This window comes from Desulfosporosinus shakirovi, assembly GCF_020595055.1.
Lineage (GTDB): Bacteria > Bacillota > Desulfitobacteriia > Desulfitobacteriales > Desulfitobacteriaceae > Desulfosporosinus > Desulfosporosinus shakirovi.
Genome location: NZ_JAJDOO010000001.1, coordinates 206,166 through 223,645, shown reverse-complemented (window position 1 = coordinate 223,645; position 17,480 = coordinate 206,166). Strand labels below are relative to the sequence as shown.

Annotated in this window: 16 protein-coding genes; all 16 read left to right on the top strand. The window is 37.5% G+C overall.

Features of this window, described 5'->3' with window-relative positions; genetic code table 11:
• The first annotated feature begins 75 nt into the window (after nt 1–75).
• The 16 genes from LJE72_RS01130 to fliD all read left to right on the top strand — a co-directional run bounded on the left by LJE72_RS01130 (nt 76) and on the right by fliD (nt 17,451).
• Complete coding sequence (locus LJE72_RS01130) at nt 76–2,007, top strand: glycosyltransferase (protein WP_229245442.1); 1,932 nt, start codon at nt 76–78, stop codon at nt 2,005–2,007.
• Between the two features lie 28 nt (nt 2,008–2,035).
• Complete coding sequence (locus LJE72_RS01125) at nt 2,036–3,547, top strand: glycosyltransferase family 2 protein (RefSeq protein WP_229245441.1); 1,512 nt, start codon at nt 2,036–2,038, stop codon at nt 3,545–3,547.
• A 60-nt stretch (nt 3,548–3,607) separates the two neighbouring features.
• Nucleotides 3,608–4,744, top strand: coding sequence for an FkbM family methyltransferase (locus LJE72_RS01120; protein ID WP_229245440.1), 1,137 nt, complete (start codon nt 3,608–3,610; stop codon nt 4,742–4,744).
• Nucleotides 4,745–4,763: 19 nt separating this feature from the next.
• Entirely contained in the window at nt 4,764–6,023 is a 1,260-nt protein-coding gene (locus tag LJE72_RS01115; protein ID WP_229245439.1) for a glycosyltransferase family 4 protein, read from the top strand.
• Complete coding sequence (locus LJE72_RS01110) at nt 6,001–7,035, top strand: radical SAM protein (RefSeq protein WP_229245438.1); 1,035 nt, start codon at nt 6,001–6,003, stop codon at nt 7,033–7,035. The genes LJE72_RS01115 and LJE72_RS01110 overlap by 23 nt, the downstream gene beginning before the upstream one ends.
• 15 nt (nt 7,036–7,050) lie before the next feature.
• Nucleotides 7,051–8,058 carry a radical SAM/SPASM domain-containing protein gene (locus tag LJE72_RS01105; RefSeq protein ID WP_282437808.1) on the top strand — a complete coding sequence of 336 codons (1,008 nt, stop codon included), beginning with the start codon at nt 7,051–7,053 and terminating at the stop codon, nt 8,056–8,058.
• Between the two features lie 30 nt (nt 8,059–8,088).
• Nucleotides 8,089–9,099, top strand: coding sequence for a radical SAM/SPASM domain-containing protein (locus LJE72_RS01100; protein WP_229245436.1), 1,011 nt, complete (start codon nt 8,089–8,091; stop codon nt 9,097–9,099).
• A 110-nt stretch (nt 9,100–9,209) separates the two neighbouring features.
• Nucleotides 9,210–10,214: a radical SAM/SPASM domain-containing protein gene (locus tag LJE72_RS01095; RefSeq protein ID WP_229245435.1), complete on the top strand. Its 1,005-nt coding sequence runs from the start codon at nt 9,210–9,212 to the stop codon at nt 10,212–10,214.
• A gap of 37 nt (nt 10,215–10,251) precedes the next feature.
• Nucleotides 10,252–11,061 (top strand): glucose-1-phosphate cytidylyltransferase, encoded by an 810-nt coding sequence (gene rfbF, locus LJE72_RS01090; RefSeq protein ID WP_229245434.1) that lies wholly within the window; start codon nt 10,252–10,254, stop codon nt 11,059–11,061.
• A gap of 30 nt (nt 11,062–11,091) precedes the next feature.
• Nucleotides 11,092–12,138 carry a CDP-glucose 4,6-dehydratase gene (gene rfbG / locus LJE72_RS01085; protein ID WP_229245433.1) on the top strand — a complete coding sequence of 349 codons (1,047 nt, stop codon included), beginning with the start codon at nt 11,092–11,094 and terminating at the stop codon, nt 12,136–12,138.
• 13 nt (nt 12,139–12,151) lie between these two features.
• A complete protein-coding gene (gene rfbH, locus LJE72_RS01080; RefSeq protein WP_229245432.1) occupies nt 12,152–13,492 on the top strand; it encodes a lipopolysaccharide biosynthesis protein RfbH in 1,341 nt (446 codons plus the stop codon).
• The gene (locus LJE72_RS01075) at nt 13,489–14,412 is read left to right on the top strand and encodes an NAD-dependent epimerase/dehydratase family protein (RefSeq protein WP_229245431.1); all 924 of its coding nucleotides are present in this window, start codon (nt 13,489–13,491) and stop codon (nt 14,410–14,412) included. Before rfbH ends, LJE72_RS01075 begins: the two co-directional genes overlap by 4 nt.
• 3 nt (nt 14,413–14,415) lie before the next feature.
• Nucleotides 14,416–14,979, top strand: coding sequence for a dTDP-4-dehydrorhamnose 3,5-epimerase (gene rfbC, locus LJE72_RS01070; RefSeq protein WP_229245430.1), 564 nt, complete (start codon nt 14,416–14,418; stop codon nt 14,977–14,979).
• A gap of 90 nt (nt 14,980–15,069) precedes the next feature.
• Nucleotides 15,070–15,267 (top strand): YjfB family protein, encoded by a 198-nt coding sequence (locus LJE72_RS01065; RefSeq protein WP_229245429.1) that lies wholly within the window; start codon nt 15,070–15,072, stop codon nt 15,265–15,267.
• Nucleotides 15,268–15,390: 123 nt separating this feature from the next.
• Nucleotides 15,391–15,786, top strand: a complete 396-nt coding sequence (locus LJE72_RS01060; RefSeq protein WP_229245428.1) for a flagellar protein FlaG — start codon at nt 15,391–15,393, stop codon at nt 15,784–15,786.
• A gap of 30 nt (nt 15,787–15,816) precedes the next feature.
• Complete coding sequence (gene fliD, locus LJE72_RS01055; protein WP_229245427.1) at nt 15,817–17,451, top strand: flagellar filament capping protein FliD; 1,635 nt, start codon at nt 15,817–15,819, stop codon at nt 17,449–17,451.
• The last annotated feature ends 29 nt before the right edge of the window (nt 17,452–17,480 follow it).

The following is a 17,480-nucleotide window of genomic DNA, read 5'->3' as shown; positions in this document are numbered from 1 at the left end:
TCTTCCTAAGAATGCTATTAGAGGCCAGAGTGTGTATACCCTGGCCTCTTTGCATAAGAAAGAGGAACTATCAGCATGAAACTATCGGCTTGTATGATTGCCAAAAATGAAGAAAAAAATATTGCTAAGTGCATTGAAAGTTATAAAGATGTAGTAAAAGAGATCGTTGTTGTAGACACAGGCTCTACAGACAAAACTGTCGAAATAGCAAAGTCTATGGGGGCTAAAGTCTTTCATTATACATGGAATAATGATTTTTCTGACGCTAAGAACTTTGCAATTAAACAAGCTAAAGGAGAGTGGATACTTTTCCTAGATGCGGATGAGTATTTCGCTAATGATACTGCGCAAAACATTATTCCATTGATAAAACGTTTGCATGCGAGTTTTGATACTATTGCCTGCAAAATGAAAAACATAGATTATGCAAACGGGAAAATGCTTGATGAAATAACCCATGTTCGTATTTTTCGGCGGGATAGAAATATTTGCTATGTCAATAGCATCCACGAAATGCTGATTAATAAAACTAAAAATAAGAATCTAAGAGCCTTTTTAGCTGATGAAAAGGAACTGCTAATACACCATACCGGTTATTCTCTAAGTAATCGAGGCGAAAAAGCTGAAAGGAACCTTGAACTACTACTGCTGGAATTGGATAAAGCTCCGGAAAAGCCAGCAATCTATCAATACATTAGCGATTGCTATTTTGGAATTAATGAATGGGAACTGGCTATGAAATATGCTAGATTGTTTATTGATAGTGGAACAAAATTTATTGGCTATAATGTTAAGCCTCATCAGAATATTATTGACTCTATGTTGCATCTGAAGTGTAACGCTAATGATATTCTTGAGGAAATTCATGTCGCGCTTCGTAAATTCCCGAGTAACCCGTCTTTTCGCTTTTACCTAGCGAATATGATGTATGACTTAAAAAAGTATGATACTTCTTATGCTGAATATAAAATGACTCTAAAACTTCAGGAAGAGTACGACGATATTGAAATTAACTCAGTGCCGTCCATTATTTATTATATCTATTATTACTTGGGTATTATTGCTTCACATCGTAATGATTACGAAGAGGCTTTAACCAGCTATGTCGAGTCATTAAAACGCGAAAAAATGCAAGCCGATTGTTTATATCGGTTACTGTTGATTATAAAAAGCTTTCCGGAACAAGATATTATCTTGTTGCTTAACAGCTTATATGATGTAAACCAGGAAGAAGAACTTAAATTTGTGGTTAGCAACTTAACAACCATAAACCTGCCCACAGTACTTGCCTATTATTCAGCCATACGCTCGAAAAGGTTCCAACAAGATGATATAACAGTTGTTTATATGCTATTAGCCAATGGCCAGTATGATAAGACGTTGGAGATAACTCGGGATTGTTATATTAACGAGCCAAGTAATAAATTATTTTCATCATTGACTGTAGCATCAGCGATGATGAGTGACAATCGAGAGCATCTTTATTGGATTGTGGAAAATATGATAGGAGCAATGCAAGTATTTGTTGATACCTTATTGCGAGATAAATTTGCAGTTTTTCCTCAAGAGTATAAACAAGATTATTTTGACCTAGTGACTCGATTGCTCCAGTTAGGTAATGAGAAATCTCTAGAAAAGATAATCAACCTATCTCAATGTTTTGAAAATGAAGATGTGTTTATTGGCTTAGGTAATATATTTCTACGGCAAGAGCGTTTTGCGGAAGCTGTAGAACTTTATCTTCAATTTTTGGATCACGCTAAATCAGATGATCAGCGCGCGTTCAATATTGTTTTTGCGATTGGTCTTTGCCGATTTAAGCAACGAGATTATCAAAACGCTGCGGCTGCGTTTTTACAGGCTTATGAGTTAGGATATAAAGAGAATGATATTTATGAGTTTATGCGGTGGAACAATAACGGTCTTCCTGAAAATGACAATGTGAGGTTGGAAATAGTGCGAATTCTTGGAGCAGAAGAGGGACGATTAAATTATGAGGTGCATTGAATAAACTTTTTGAAGAGGAATGACTAACATGGGTAATAATCACAAAGATTCCGCTCAAATAATCGAAATTAATACCGATAGCAAAAGAATACCAGAGCCTGGGGATAATATCTACTTAGCAAGAAATAACGTCATAACTAACTTAGTTGAACATGATACACCTTTGGTCAGCCTTGTAGTTCTTGGATATAACAATCTTGAAAAGTATACTAAAACTTGTGTTGAATGTATTTTAAAATATACAAAGAAAACTAACTATGAACTAATATTGGTTGATAATGGCTCTTCTGATGGAACTTTTGAATTTTTTGAATCTATAGAGCATCCAAAGAAAAAAGTTATAAAAATAACTAACAACTTAGGGGTCTTTTTTGGTGCGAATGCCGGTATTAAGGTGGCCAAAGGAAGGTTTATTGTAGGTATAAGCAATGATATATTTGTCACTCAAAATTGGTTGGAAAATTTGCTTAAGTGTGCTTTATCAGATGATCGGATCGGGATGGTAGTTCCTGTATCAGATAACGTTAGTAATCTCCAAAGTGTCGATTTAAATTTTGCAGATTTTGATGATATGCAAAATAAAGCGGCAGAATTTAATGTGTCAGATCCGCGAAAATGGCACGAACGGCTTCGTTTGACACCGTCAATGACACTTTATAACAGAGTTTGTATGGATATGATTGGAATGACGGATTATGGGTTTTTTCATGATTTTGGAGACGATGATGTGACCTTTAGAGTGCGTAGGGCTGGTTATAAAGCTATACTTTGTAAAGATGTTTTTGTACGTCACGCTGGGATAGCCACAAGAGATCCGGAAGTATTTAGAAAATCCCTTGAAAAAGGGCGGACTACCTTTCAAGATAAATATTACGGAATTGATGCTTGGGACGATGTTAATAATTTTGAAAGTACAATGATGTCGTTGGTTAAAGCGAAACAAAAATTTTCGGAATCTTTTCCTAACATTTTAGGAGTTGATGTTCTGTGTGGTACCCCCTTACTTGAGATTAAGAATACGCTTCGGCAACAAGGAGTTTTTAACACTAGGCTATCAGCCTTTTCTACAAAAGCTAAGTACTGGCTTGATTTGAAAACTGTTTGTGATGGTAAAGTTGAAGTAGACCGTGTTGATTATATTATGGAGTATTTTGGACATGAAAGATTTGACTATATTATTGTCGGACACTACTTGAATACATATGCATATCCATATGTATTCTTAGAGCATTTGTTACAATTACTTGATAATGACGGGCAATTACTAATAAAAATTAAAAATTCCTACGATATCGGTACACTCCTGAACATAATAGGAATTAACATATCGGTAGATAACTATAATATTCATCATAATTCTATTAAAGAACTTAATCGTCAATTGGATACACACGGTTATATGATCAAAGATATTATCATTGAGCAACATACCTTTAATAATGAAATTAGAGATCTGCTAAAAAATATTAACTTTTCAGATAAAAATGCTTATCATAAAGCAACCGCTAAAGAATATATTATTAACATTGTTAAAAATTAATTGTAGCTTTTGAGCAGAAAGGAAATAAATATGACTTCAGTTGTAGTTTTGGAGGAAATATTGGAAAAATTCCAAAATGGAACATTCGAAGTAACAAATGACAAGATAGGATGTTTAAAAGATAAAGAAATAATGCTTTATGGGGCAGGTAATATCGGCAAGAAACTTTATAAAATTTTTAAGGATAATGAGATTCAAGTTATATGTTTTATTGATCGCAACAGCAATCTGGATTCCTCCAAATACGAAGTGCCGATCTATCATCCTGACTACCGAGAGTTTGCAGATATGAAAGAAACTGGTTATGTTATTTTATCAGCATTATTCTCACTGAATCAGAGCTCTGAAATTAAGGGGAAACTTTTTGAGCTTGGCTTCAAACATGTTTTTGCTTTGCATGAGGTTAATTTGAGCAGTATTGACGATGGATTTTTTTACAATAACTTATTAGATGGATCGTACGATAAAAATGATATTCTGGGTAAAGATCGAGCTAAAATAATAGAGGCATTTTCACTCTTGGAAACAGAGCAAGATCAAGAATTCTTTCTTGATTTTCTACAAGCCCATCTCACCATGGATTTTACTCGCTTTAAAGATCCCGAAGAGATTTCGTTGCAGTATTTGGCTCATGATATTCCTCTATCGAAAAATTACGGGAATTTTATCGACTGCGGAGGGTATGATGGCGATACCCTGCGTAACTTTGTATCTAATGGGGTTGAAATGAATAACATCGCCGTATTTGAGCCCCAAAATGAACTTTGTCAAAAGATTTCTAGGTATATTCAACAAAATCAGGATAAGTTTGATTCGGTGGTATTATTTCCGTGTGGTGTACATTCTGAAATGAGGAAATTTAAATTTTCCGTGTCGGGTGATGCACCCTCATCGGCAAAGATCGATGATCAAGGAAATGATATTATCCAATGCGTGGCCATTGATGAGGTGTTGCAAGGATTTAAGCCAACTTTTATTAAAATGGATATTGAAGGAGCAGAAATAGAGGCTTTAAAAGGAGCTAAGCAGACAATTATCAAATATCGTCCTCAGCTTGCGATTTGTGTCTATCATCGCCTTTCTGATATATGGGAAGTCCCTTTGTTTATTAAAAGTTGTTACGAGGGATACAAATTTTATTTGAGAAATTATAATGTTATGGGATTTGAAACGGTTCTTTACGCTTTTCCTGAATAATGGCTAGGGAGATTAAGGTATGAACAAAATTGTCCACATTACAGCACATTTAGGCGGTGGAGTTGGCAGGATATTATCCAGTATTTCCATTTATTCTAAAGAACGACAGGAATTTGAACATTCTATTATAACATTGGAGCCGACACAGACTGTTCAATTTGAGAAGTTATGTAAAAAACACAATGTAACAATACATAGTGCTAGGGAATGTGACATAGGAACTATTTTAGAACAAGCGGATATTGTTCAAGTCGATTGGTGGCATCATCCATTAACCTCTCAGTTTATGATGAACTATTTAGGGAGAATATCTTGCAGACTTTTGGTCTGGAGTCACATTGCAGGTTGTTCATATCCCCACATCCCGTATAACTTTATTTTGCATTCAGATGCATTTGTTTTTACAACACCTTTTTCTTTAGAAAATCCCTTATGGTCTTGTGTGGAACGCACACAGATTATAGAAAAAGCCGATGTTGTCATTAGCTCGGGGATAGATTTTGATAAGTCTATAGAAAAGAGGGATCATCCAGGGTTTCAAGTAGGGTATATTGGCTTTTTAGGCTATAGCAAAACTCATCCTGAATATGTAAAGTATTGCGAAAGTGCCTGTGGTATACCTAATATCCGATTCAGTGTTGTAGGAGATACAAAGTACGGCGGTCAACTGATCAATGATGTTCAACATTCTGAAAAGATTAGGGATAAAGTTATATTCACAGGATATTCCTTTGACGTTATGGATAATCTGGCAACGTTTGATGTATTTGGTTATCCGCTTAATCCCAATCATTATGGTACAGCCGAAAATGCTTTGCTGGAGGCTATGGCCGCTGGAGTAGTACCAGTCGTACTTAACCAATGTACAGAAAAGCATTTAATTCAAAATATGCAAACAGGACTTGTCGTGGATAATATATCTGAATATGGTCATGCTTTGCAATGGCTATATCAAAATCCAGTTGAGCGCGAGAGGCTTGGCAGGAATGCTTCTGAATATATTCTCAATGAATATCACATTAAGGCTACTGTTGAAAAGATGAATAAGGTGTATAAAAAGGTTTTGCTTAAAAATAAGAAAATCCATTATCTCAATTCAGTTTTTGGAGAAACTCCTTATGACTGGTTTTCGTCTTGCTACGTTGGAGATGAAGCAAATATCCAGGGAACTGCTTTTAGTGAGACTAAAGGTTCAGCAAAACACTATTTGCGATATTTCCCTGAAGATAAAGAGTTAAGAAAGGTCGTGGAGATTAATGAACGCAGAAATAAAACCTAATTATGATACAAACCGAAAAAAGCTAGCGGACATTATTCCTCTACCCCAACCTTTTACAGTCTATATAGAGCAAACTAGACATTGTAATTTAAAATGTTTCTATTGTATTCATTCTACTAGGAATATTCCTGACGGGGAGTTTGAAAGCTTAGGTTATGATATCAAGCATATGGAGTTTGATATGTACGAACGAATTATCGAGCAACTATCCGAATTTCCCAAAGGTATTAAACGAATTGTTTTTTCCGGGTTAGGTGAGCCGTTGATGAATCCAAGATTACCGGAAATGATAAGAATTGCTATAGACGCTCATATAGCTGATCGCGTGGAAGTGATTACCAATGGACTGTTACTAACCCCGGAATTGTCTGATAAGCTTATTAAGGCTGGTCTTACGAATATCAATATTTCTATTCAAGGGTTAAGTGCTGAACAATATGAAGAGACCTGTGGAATGAGAATCAATTTTGAGAAGTTTACGGATAACTTAACTTATTTATTTCATCATCGCAAGAACACGCAAATTTATATTAAAGCTATCGACGCTACTTTAAGAACTAAAGAAGATGAGAATAGGTTTTACGAGATATTTGGAAGTATTGCAGATCGGATTTATGTTGAACATCTAATTGTCATGCAGCAGCAAATGGATGGCTTAAAACCAGTTGTCGATGAAACAAAAAATTTCTATAACGAAGAATTAAATCTAAACCGAAAGGTTTGTGCGCAATCGTTTTATTTTTTGCAAATCGGGTGTGACTATGATACTTTCCCTTGTCCGGTACCGGGACTGGGAAAGGGACTATCGATGGGGAATATCAAAGACAGCACTTTGTTAGAAATTTGGAATGGACCCAAGCGTACGAGACTATTAAGGACCATGCTTCAGCTTGAAAAAGATAGCATACCGGAGTGTAATAACTGTACTTGTTTCAACGCTATAAACAATCCGCTTGAGAACCTTGATGCTGAGGCTAATAGGTTGTTGCAGTTGTTCGATGATAAATTTTGAAGGAGTGAATAACAATTGACATCTGAGATTAAGCCGATCTATGGGATAGATAGAGTAAAATTAGCGGATGTTATTCCACTTTCTACTCCTTTTAGCGTATTCGTTTTTCCTTCAACCCATTGTAATTTTAAATGCATTTATTGTGGATATTCCTTGGGTTATCCTAAAATGAAAGAAAAATATGACTTTGTACCGGAAAATATGTCAATGGAAACCTATACGAAAATATTAGAACAACTTAAGGAATTTCCAAATAAATTAAAAATGCTTTCCTTAACAGGTCAGGGAGAACCTCTGTTAAATAAGAATGTACCACTAATGGTCAAACTTGCCAAAGAAGCAAATATTGCTGAGAGAATTGAGATAATCACCAATGCATCTTTATTGACACCTGAAATGTCAGACGGATTAATTGAAGCGGGACTTGATACGCTGCGAATATCTATGCAAGGCTTGTCGTCAGAAAAATATAAAGAAATCTGTGGAAGTAATATAGATTTTGAAAAATTTATGGAGAATATTAAATACTTTTACCGGCATAAAAGTAATACGAACTTTTTTGTAAAAATAATGGATGTTTCTCTTGAAGGAAGCGAGGAAGAGAAATTTTACCAATTATTTCATGATTGTTCGGATCGAATGTATATTGAAAAAATGCTTCCTGCTTATGAAGGTGTCGAAATTACCCTAAATATGAAGGTTGACTATGATCGTTACGGAAGAAAGCATCAAAAAAGAGCGGTATGTCCATTGCCCTTTTATATGCTTGGAATCTTTCCCAATGGGGATGTGGAACCTTGCGATACTATTTATAAACCCATAGTTCTTGGTAATGTAAACCATGAGAGGCTAATTAGGCTGTGGAACGGAAAAGAACTAAAAAAGTTTTGGAAAATGCAATTAAAGAAAGAACGATGTACTAATACGGGATGTGCTTCCTGCTGTGCACCGAACGATGTTGCTCATCCGGAGGATATTTTGGACGATGATGTCGATGATCTCTTTGATAGAATAGATGGATGAAAATAAGTATAAGGAAAGGTGAAATATTAAGTGAAAGCTACAAGAATTGACGGCCACTCAGTAAATGGAAGTAGAACTGTTTTGGCAGAAGTACTACCTTTAGACACTCCGTATTCTGTAACGTTTTTTCCTATTTATGCTTGTAATTTTAAATGTAATTACTGCTTACATTCAATAAGTAATGAAATGAGAAGACATATTTCTGATGTGGTTTCTATGGATTTTGAACTTTATAAAAAGTGTATTGATGATATAGCTACTTTTCCACGAAAGCTGAAAGCTCTTCATTTTATCGGTTATGGAGAACCATTACTTCATAAAGATATCTCTAAAATGGTAGCTTATGCTGTAGAAAAAGAAGTAGCTGACGTTGTTGATATAGTTACCAATGGTGCGTTGCTTACCCCACAGCTTTCCAATGATTTAATAAATGCAGGATTATCAATTCTAAGGATTTCTATTCAAGGGATAAATACGGAAAAATACAAACAAATATCAGGAGTAGATATTGATTTTGAAATGTTCATTAAAAACATACAATACTTTTACCAACAAAAGAAGAATACCCTCTTACATGTTAAGATTATTGATTGTATGTTAGATGAAGCCGAAGAGTCAACGTTTTTAAATATTTTTGGTAATATTTCCGATACAATCGCCGTGGAGCATCTAGTGCCACTTAATGAGGCAAGTTATAGTAATACCAATCACTCTAAAGACTTTAATAAAAATATGTTGGGTAATAATCTTGTATATTCCGATATTTGTCCGCAACCGTTTTACTGGATGCAAATAAATCCAGATGGAAAATGCATTCCCTGTTGTAATGTTGATTTTCCAATATATGTGGGAGACTGCAAACAAGAATCCGTTCGAGCAATTTGGAATAATGAAAAGTATAATTCATTTAGAAGAATGCATCTTTTGAAGAAGAAAGCTAATAATTCTATTTGTGAAAAATGTCAGTACTATAAATATACCATGTATTCAGAGGAAGTTTTGGATGATGATGCTGGGAGACTTATTAAGCTATTTGACTGAAGTAAGAATTTAATATAGTTGTGAAAGTAGAAAAACGTGAAATGTGTTATATGTATTCTAGATTTGATACACAGTAAGATCCAGTAAGATAATGAAGGGGAGTGAATTGATTGCAACACGTTAATACTCTTACAGGTATTACACGCGCTGTCTTAGGTGAGGAGCTACCTCTTTCCACTCCCTTTTTGGTGCAGATATTTCCTGTTTATGGCTGTAATTTTCGATGCGAATATTGTTTACATGCCCTTCCCCGCATGCAACACGGGTATATATCAGATGTAACATTTATGGAAATTGATTTATATAAGAAGTGTATCGATGATATGATCCCATTACCCAATAAACTTAAAATGCTTAGATTTGCCGGAATCGGAGAACCTCTTTTACATAAGAATATTTCCGAAATGGTGAGGTATGCTAAGTTACAAAAAATTGCCGAGAGTGTCGACATTGTCACAAATGGAGTTCTCCTCAATGAAAAATTATCATGGTCGCTTATTGAGTCAGGGCTGGATCGATTGAGGATTTCCATCCAAGGTGTAACTGCCGAAAAGTATAATGGTATTTCGAAAGCAAATATTGATCTGAATAAATTCTTGCAGAATTTACGTTTTTTTTATAAGCATAAAGAAAAGACAACCGTTTACATTAAAATTATTGATTGCGCACTTGATGATGAAGCTGAAACCAAGAGATTTTATGATATGTTTGGAGAATTATGCGATATAATCGCCGTTGAGCATTTAGCGCCGGCAGTACAGGACATTGATTATAGAAATATTGCGGGAGGCAAATCTTTGGATTTTACCCAAAATGGCAATCCCGTTCTGGATGTTGCTATTTGCCCTCAGCCATTTTATATGCTACAGATAAATCCGGACGGAGCAATTGTTCCCTGTTGTTCTATGAAATATCCTGGTGTATTCGGCAATATATCCAATCAATCGATTGAAGAGATATGGAATAGTCAGCAGTTAGCAGACTTTCGCCGAAATATGCTTGAGGGTACCCAAAATGCAGGCCCCGTCTGTAGTGAGTGTTTGATGTATAAATATAACTTGTTCCCTGAAGATGTGTTAGATCCTTTTGCTCAACGATTAAAGGCATATTACTGATGTCTTTTTAGATTTATAAAGAGAAGAGGCAATACTGATGAAGGTCGTTATTCTTGCAGGTGGTTACGGAACGCGTATAAGTGAAGAATCTCATTTGAGGCCAAAACCTATGATTGAAATTGGAGAGCGCCCTATATTGTGGCACATTATGAAACTCTATTCGCATTATGTTTTTAATGATTTTATTATTTGTTTAGGATACAAAGGTCATATTATTAAAGAATATTTCTCTGACTACTTTTTGCATGGTTCGGATGTAACATTTGATCTTTCAAAGAATAAGTTGAAAATCCATTCAAGCGAAGAAGTAGAAGCTTGGAAGGTTACTCTTGCCAATACAGGAATGGATACAATGACAGGTGGTCGACTTAAGAAGGTGAAAAAATATATAGGTAATGAGACCTTTATGCTTACTTATGGTGACGGAGTGGCGGATATTAATATTGATGAACTTGTGGCATTTCATAAAGCCCATGGCAAGTTAGCTACAGTTACTGCTGTCCAACCCAGCGGCAGATACGGAGCGCTAGGACTCAATGACGATGCTTCGGTCCTCGAATTTGTCGAAAAACCCAAGACATTAGACGCATGGATCAATGGCGGATTTTTTGTCCTTGAGCCAGAGGTTTTAGAATATATAGAAGGGGATAATACATCGTTTGAAGGTTCACCTTTAGCAAGGCTGGCAGATGAGGGTCAGATTGTTGCCTACAAGCATAGCGGGTTCTGGAAATGCATGGATACTCAAAGGGATAAAATTAATTTAGAGACATTATGGGAAAACGGTGAAGCGCCCTGGAAGGTATGGGATATAAACAGGTCTTCTGGTTTACAGATCGCGAAATAACTAGTGTCACGCACCGTGGAGGGACTGACAATGGATTTATCCTTTTTTAATGGGAAGAGAGTATTTATTACAGGCCACACCGGATTTAAAGGTTCATGGATGTGTAAGATTTTAAAGATGGCCAATGCATCTATCTGTGGCTATTCATTAAGCCCTCTGACCCACCCCAGCTTATTTAAGGAAGCAAATATTGATCATGCAACCCAGTCGGTTTTAGGAGATATTCGTGATCGAGAACATTTGAAGGCGCGTGTATCGGAGTTTCAGCCTGATATTATAATACATATGGCGGCACAACCGTTGGTTCGGGATTCCTACGATGATCCGGTTTATACCTATGAAACAAATGTGATGGGAACGGTTAATTTATTAGAGGCTGTTCGCAATAGCAAAAGCGTGAAATCGGTCCTGAATGTAACAACAGACAAAGTATACTTGAATCGTGAATGGGCTTGGGGCTATCGTGAAAATGAGCCCCTAGATGGCTTTGATCCATATTCTAATAGTAAATCTTGTTCGGAATTGGTAACACACAGCTATAAAAACTCATTTTTTATGGATGGCAGGGTTGCAATCTCTACCGCACGCTCCGGCAATGTGCTTGGTGGCGGAGATTTTTCAAAAGATAGAATCATTCCTGATTGTGTGAGGGCTGCTGAGAGGCGAGACAAGATCATTGTTCGAAACCCCCATTCGACAAGACCTTACCAACATGTACTTGAACCACTTATTGCCTACTTAATGATAGTACAAAAACAATATGAAGATCGTAAATGCGCAGATTACTATAATGTGGGCCCAGATGAAAAAGATTGTATTACGACAGGAGAACTCGCAGAATTATTTTGCCGTTCTTGGGGTGAGGGGCTTTCGTGGCAAACTGAGTATGAAGTCGGTCCTCATGAGGCTAATTTTTTAAAGCTGGATTGCTCTAAGCTGAAATCCACCATCAAATGGAAACCACGTTGGAGCGTATCGGATGCTGTAGAAAGAACAGTAGAATGGACCAAAGTATATTTCGCAAACGGTGATGTTTCTGATATGATGGATAGACAGATTGTGGAATATTTAGGTTGAATGGGGTATCGAATTGTTTAAAAATTTGACCGAACAACAGGCAAAAGAGCAAATCTTACAAATGGTTGCGAATTACTACAGCGTCTTCCATAACCAACCAGAGTTTAAGCCAGGAGATCGTATTCCTTATGCTTCACGTGTTTATGATCATCAGGAAATGGTCAATTTAGTGGATAGCTCCTTGGAATTTTGGTTGACTGCTGGGCGTTATACAGAGGAATTTGAGAAGAAATTTGCACAATACCTAGGTGTGCAATATTGTGCGTTAGTTAACTCGGGTTCTTCCGCTAATTTGATCGCTTTTATGTCGCTTACCTCCCCGTTGTTAGGCGAGCGCGCAATCAAACGTGGTGATGAGATTATCACAGTCGCAGCGGGCTTTCCGACTACAGTGTCCCCGATCATTCAATATAGAGCGGTTCCTGTATTTATCGATGTTACAATTCCTCAGTATAATATCGATGTGGACATGCTGGAGAAGGCATTAACAGATAAAACAAAGGCGGTTATGATTGCCCATACTCTTGGAAATCCTTTTGACTTGAGTTCTGTTAAAGGGTTTTGTGACAAGCATAGTTTGTGGTTGGTCGAGGATAATTGTGATGCCCTCGGTTCAAAGTACGTTATTAACGGCGAGAAAAAGTTTACTGGGACCATAGGAGATATTGGAACTTCAAGCTTTTATCCGCCTCATCATATGACCATGGGAGAAGGGGGAGCAGTTTACACAAGTCACTCTCTCCTAGCTAAAATAATTAAGTCTTTCCGAGACTGGGGGAGAGATTGCGAGTGCCCTTCCGGCATAGATAATTTGTGCAGACATAGATTTGATAACCAGTATGGTGAGCTTCCGGTAGGATATGATCACAAATATGTGTATTCTCATTTTGGCTATAACCTAAAGGCAACCGATATGCAAGCCGCCATAGGCTGTGCACAGCTTGAAAAGTTACCAAACTTTGTAGAGCGCCGCCGCCACAATTTTGATCGCTTAAAATCTGCGCTTTATGGTATTAAAGATAAGGTTATTTTACCTGAACCGTGTGCCAACAGTATTCCGAGTTGGTTTGGGTTTATGATCACGTGTAAATCTGACTTAAACCGTAATCAGATAGTGCAATATCTTGAGCGGAAGGGTGTACAAACTAGGATGCTCTTTGCTGGCAATTTAACAAAACATCCTTGCTTTGATGAATTGAGAGAATCAGGTACAGGATACAGAGTCATTGGAGAACTAACTAATACGGATCGTATCATGAATGATACTTTCTGGGTCGGGGTATATCCAGGCATGACGAATGAGATGATTGACTATATGGCAGAAATGATCAGAGAGGCTGTAGAAATTCAATGAAGAAGGTCGTAGTTACAGGTGCAAATGGCTTTGTGGGAAGCGCCTTAGTTAAGGAGCTTGTAAACAAGGGGATTAAGGTTATTGCGGTTATCCGCAATGAACAATCAGATTATTCCTGTATCAATGGATTGCCGAATATCAGGATTGTTTACTGCTCTCTCGATGAAATCGAACGGCTGTCAGAGGGAATTTTCGATCGTGATATTGATGCGTTTTATCATTTCGCTTGGGAAGGTTCAGCTGGTTCACTACGTTCCAGTTATGAACTGCAATTGAAAAATGCTCAATATAGTTGCGATGCAGTCAAAGCATGTCAAAGGCTTGGCTGCAAAAGGTTTGTTTTTGCGGGTAGCATCATGGAATATGAATGCGCTCGACTAATGGAAACATCGAAAAGGCCGAGTCAAGTTAATATTTATAGTGCAGCAAAGATTGCGGCGAATTATATGGCGCGCACAGTTGCCACAGAAATGGGTGTGGAATATGTCGTGGGTGTAATTTCCAACATCTATGGTGTTGGTGAGATATCGCCCCGTTTAGTAAATACTACATTGCGAAAATTTTTGTCTGGTGAAAAAACATCGTTTACATCAGGGGAGCAAATGTATGATTTTATCTATATTACAGATGCGGCAAAGGCCTTTTATGCTATCGGTAAGTACGGACAATCCAACAAAAACTACTATATCGGCAGTCTTAAGCCTAAACCCTTAAAAGACTTTTTGATGGTAATGCGTGATGAAGTCAACTCTATGCTGACGTTAAATCTAGGGGAGATACAATTTAACGGTATTTCTCTAGATTACTCAATGTTTGATTTACAGGCAGTAAAAAAAGATACAGGCTTTGTTCCGGAAATATCTTTTTCGGACGGAATTGAGCGAACTATCGAATGGCTAAAATCTGTAGAAGGGTATTAAAAAATGCAACATTTTTCATTTATTAATACTAAGCTAGAAAAACTTAAAATCGTTAGACCCTTCTTCGTTGAGGATAGTCGCGGTTATTTTAGAAAAAGTTACGAAAAAGAAGTATTTGCCCAAAATGGAATTCGGACAGATGTATTTGAACATTTCGAATCATACTCTGTGAAGGGTGTTATTCGAGGTCTGCATTTTCAAACGCAGCATCCGCAGTCGAAGTTAGTCCGTGCATTAACTGGTGAGATTTTTGATGTGGCTGTGGATTTGCGTCCTCATTCATCAACATTTGGCCAATGGGAAGGGATATATCTTAGCGCGGAAAATCATAGGGCGTTATATATTCCAGAAGGTTTTGCACATGGTTTTCTAGTGATATCGGAAAGTGCCCTTGTTTCATACCTTTGTTCCGGCCAATTTTTAAAAGAGTTTGATTCAGGTATTCGATGGAACGATCCCGATGTAGCGATAGAGTGGCCAACACATCTGGTGGATGAAATTACCTTATCAGATAAGGATAAGAGTCTATATGACTTGAGGAAGTTTATGAATCAATTGGCATGGTAAAATAGAAACATTCAAGTGAGTGATGGACATTGTTAATAGTCTTAAGCCTAATCCTAGGTGTGAATCGAACTCAAGGAGGAGGAATCCATATTGGATATAGCAGCCATGTCAATAATACTTAATCATAATAAAGTCCAGGAACAAGCCAGTCTATCCGTCATGAAATTGGCCATGGGGGTTGAAGCGACCCAAGCTGACTCAATAACGTCTCTAGCTACTGAAATGACCAAAATTATGGAATCGTCAGTTCAACCATATTTAGGAGCAAATCTCGATATTCAAGTCTAAATCAAAGCCACTAGCTAAGTAAATTCTATGCATGTGATTTTGATTTTTCTTATCTTTACCCTAAAGCTTTATAACACTTTTTACGATACATCTATTAGATGATTAAATTCAGAGGTGTTCGATATGGATATTAGCGTAGTAAAGGCTCCTATAGATTTTGGCGGTTCCGCCAATCTAGCACAGACAAATTCCATTCCTCAGCCTTTTGTCAGTGTCCCAACTGGGAAGTCGGGTGACATTACAGATAAATCGTTAACGACCACAACTGACGACAAAGTCCATAAAAATCCCGGAGATCTTCAAGAAGTAACTCAATTGACGGAAGCAATAAATAAATTTGTTAAAGCAATGGATACTAATATACATTTTGAAATTCATAAGGGAACTAACCAACTAATGGTGCAAGTGGTTGACCAAGATACTAATAAAGTACTTAAAGAGTTCCCGCCCACAGATTTTCTGGATACTATTGCAGCGATTCGGGATTATGTTGGGATACTATTGGATAAAAAAATATAGCTATAAAGATTTCGATAGGAGGTTTTAGGTATGTCAATTAATACAGCCGGAGGGGTTTATGGCTTGTCAGGTTCGGGGATGGATATTGACGCACTCGTTAAGAATTTAATGGCGGGACAACAAGCGAAAGCAGATGCTTTGCTACAAAAGAAAACGGTATTGGAATGGCAAAAGTCTGCCTATAATAAGGTTTATGATGATATCAGCAGCTTTCGAGATTCAATCTTTAATTATAAGCTCGAGTCAACTTTAAGTCCACATAAAGTCACTTCCAGTAACACTTCGGTAGCTACAGTCACAGCAAACTCGGATGCAGCGGAAGTGACTCATTCCTTGGTCGTTGCGCAGCTAGCCACCGGCGTAAATCTAACAAGCAGTGATAGACTTAATAGTGACACTACAGTTAGTAAGACATCTCTTGCCACTCATATGGGTATAACTGATTCCTTTAACCTTAACATTGGTGACGGTAAAACGAATAAGATTATAACCGTTGACCCTACTGATAGTATTAATGATGTGGTCAGTGCCATCAATAAGTCTGGTCTCGACGTTAAGGCCAGTTATGATAGCACACTGGATCGCTTTTTCCTTTCGACAAGTACTACGGGGTCTTCAGCAGAGATTCAGCTCTCATCGGTCGGCACTACTGATTCTGGTCAAAAATTTATTGAGGGGTTGAAGCTCGGTACTTCTAATACTACTAATGATGGTGGCGTTTATACCACGACATTTTCGAGTGCAACGGGTAAAGACGCTGTGTTTCAGCTCGATGGGGTGGAATTGACTCAAGCCAGCAATACGTTTACTATAGCTGGTGTGAAGTATAGTCTGACAGGCGTCTCGACAGGTGCATCTATGGACTCTGGTGACAATCCCGTATGGGGATCATCAAATGCAACCAATATAAGTGTGTCGTTTGATGCCGACACAGCGGTGGCTAGTATCCAATCCTTAGTCGACGCCTATAACAAGATTTTAGCTGAGCTCAATGGCATGGTGGATGAAACTCGTTATAAGGATTATACCCCTCTTACGGATGAACAGAAGACGGCGATGAAGGATTCCGATGTTACCGCTTGGGAGGCTAAGGCTAAGAGCGGGATGCTCCATAATGATGACACCTTGACAAGCCTGATAAACAGTATGCGGAATGCCTTTTCTAACTCAGTTTCTGGCATTTCTACAACCTTAGATAAAGTTACTGGCAAAAATGTTACTTATAATAATGCTTCCTCAATTGGGATTACTACAGGCGATTATAGCGAAGGTGGCAAGCTAACTCTGAATACTGAGAAGTTAAAGGCGGCTCTGTCTAACAATCCGGATGTGCTGAATGATCTGTTTGGCGCTGTTGGGACAACGAAGGCAGACGGTACTATTGATACAAAAAGTCAGGGGATCGTAGGACGCTTATATGATAGCTTAGAAAATTCCAAGAAGCAATTAAACCAAATCGCGGGGACAACGGCAAATGCTCAATATGATACAGAAAGCGATTTCGCAGAGAGGCTTAAGGATATCGAAAAGCAAATTTATAGCGCAGAAGACAGGTTTGATATGATGGAAGCCGCCTATTATAAAAGGTATAATGCCATGGAAGTCGCCTTGCAACAGTTAAACTCCCAGAGCAGTTGGTTAGAATCGTTTGGGACTACTTCGTAGCGGTGGAGAACACAAGTGATCATATAGGA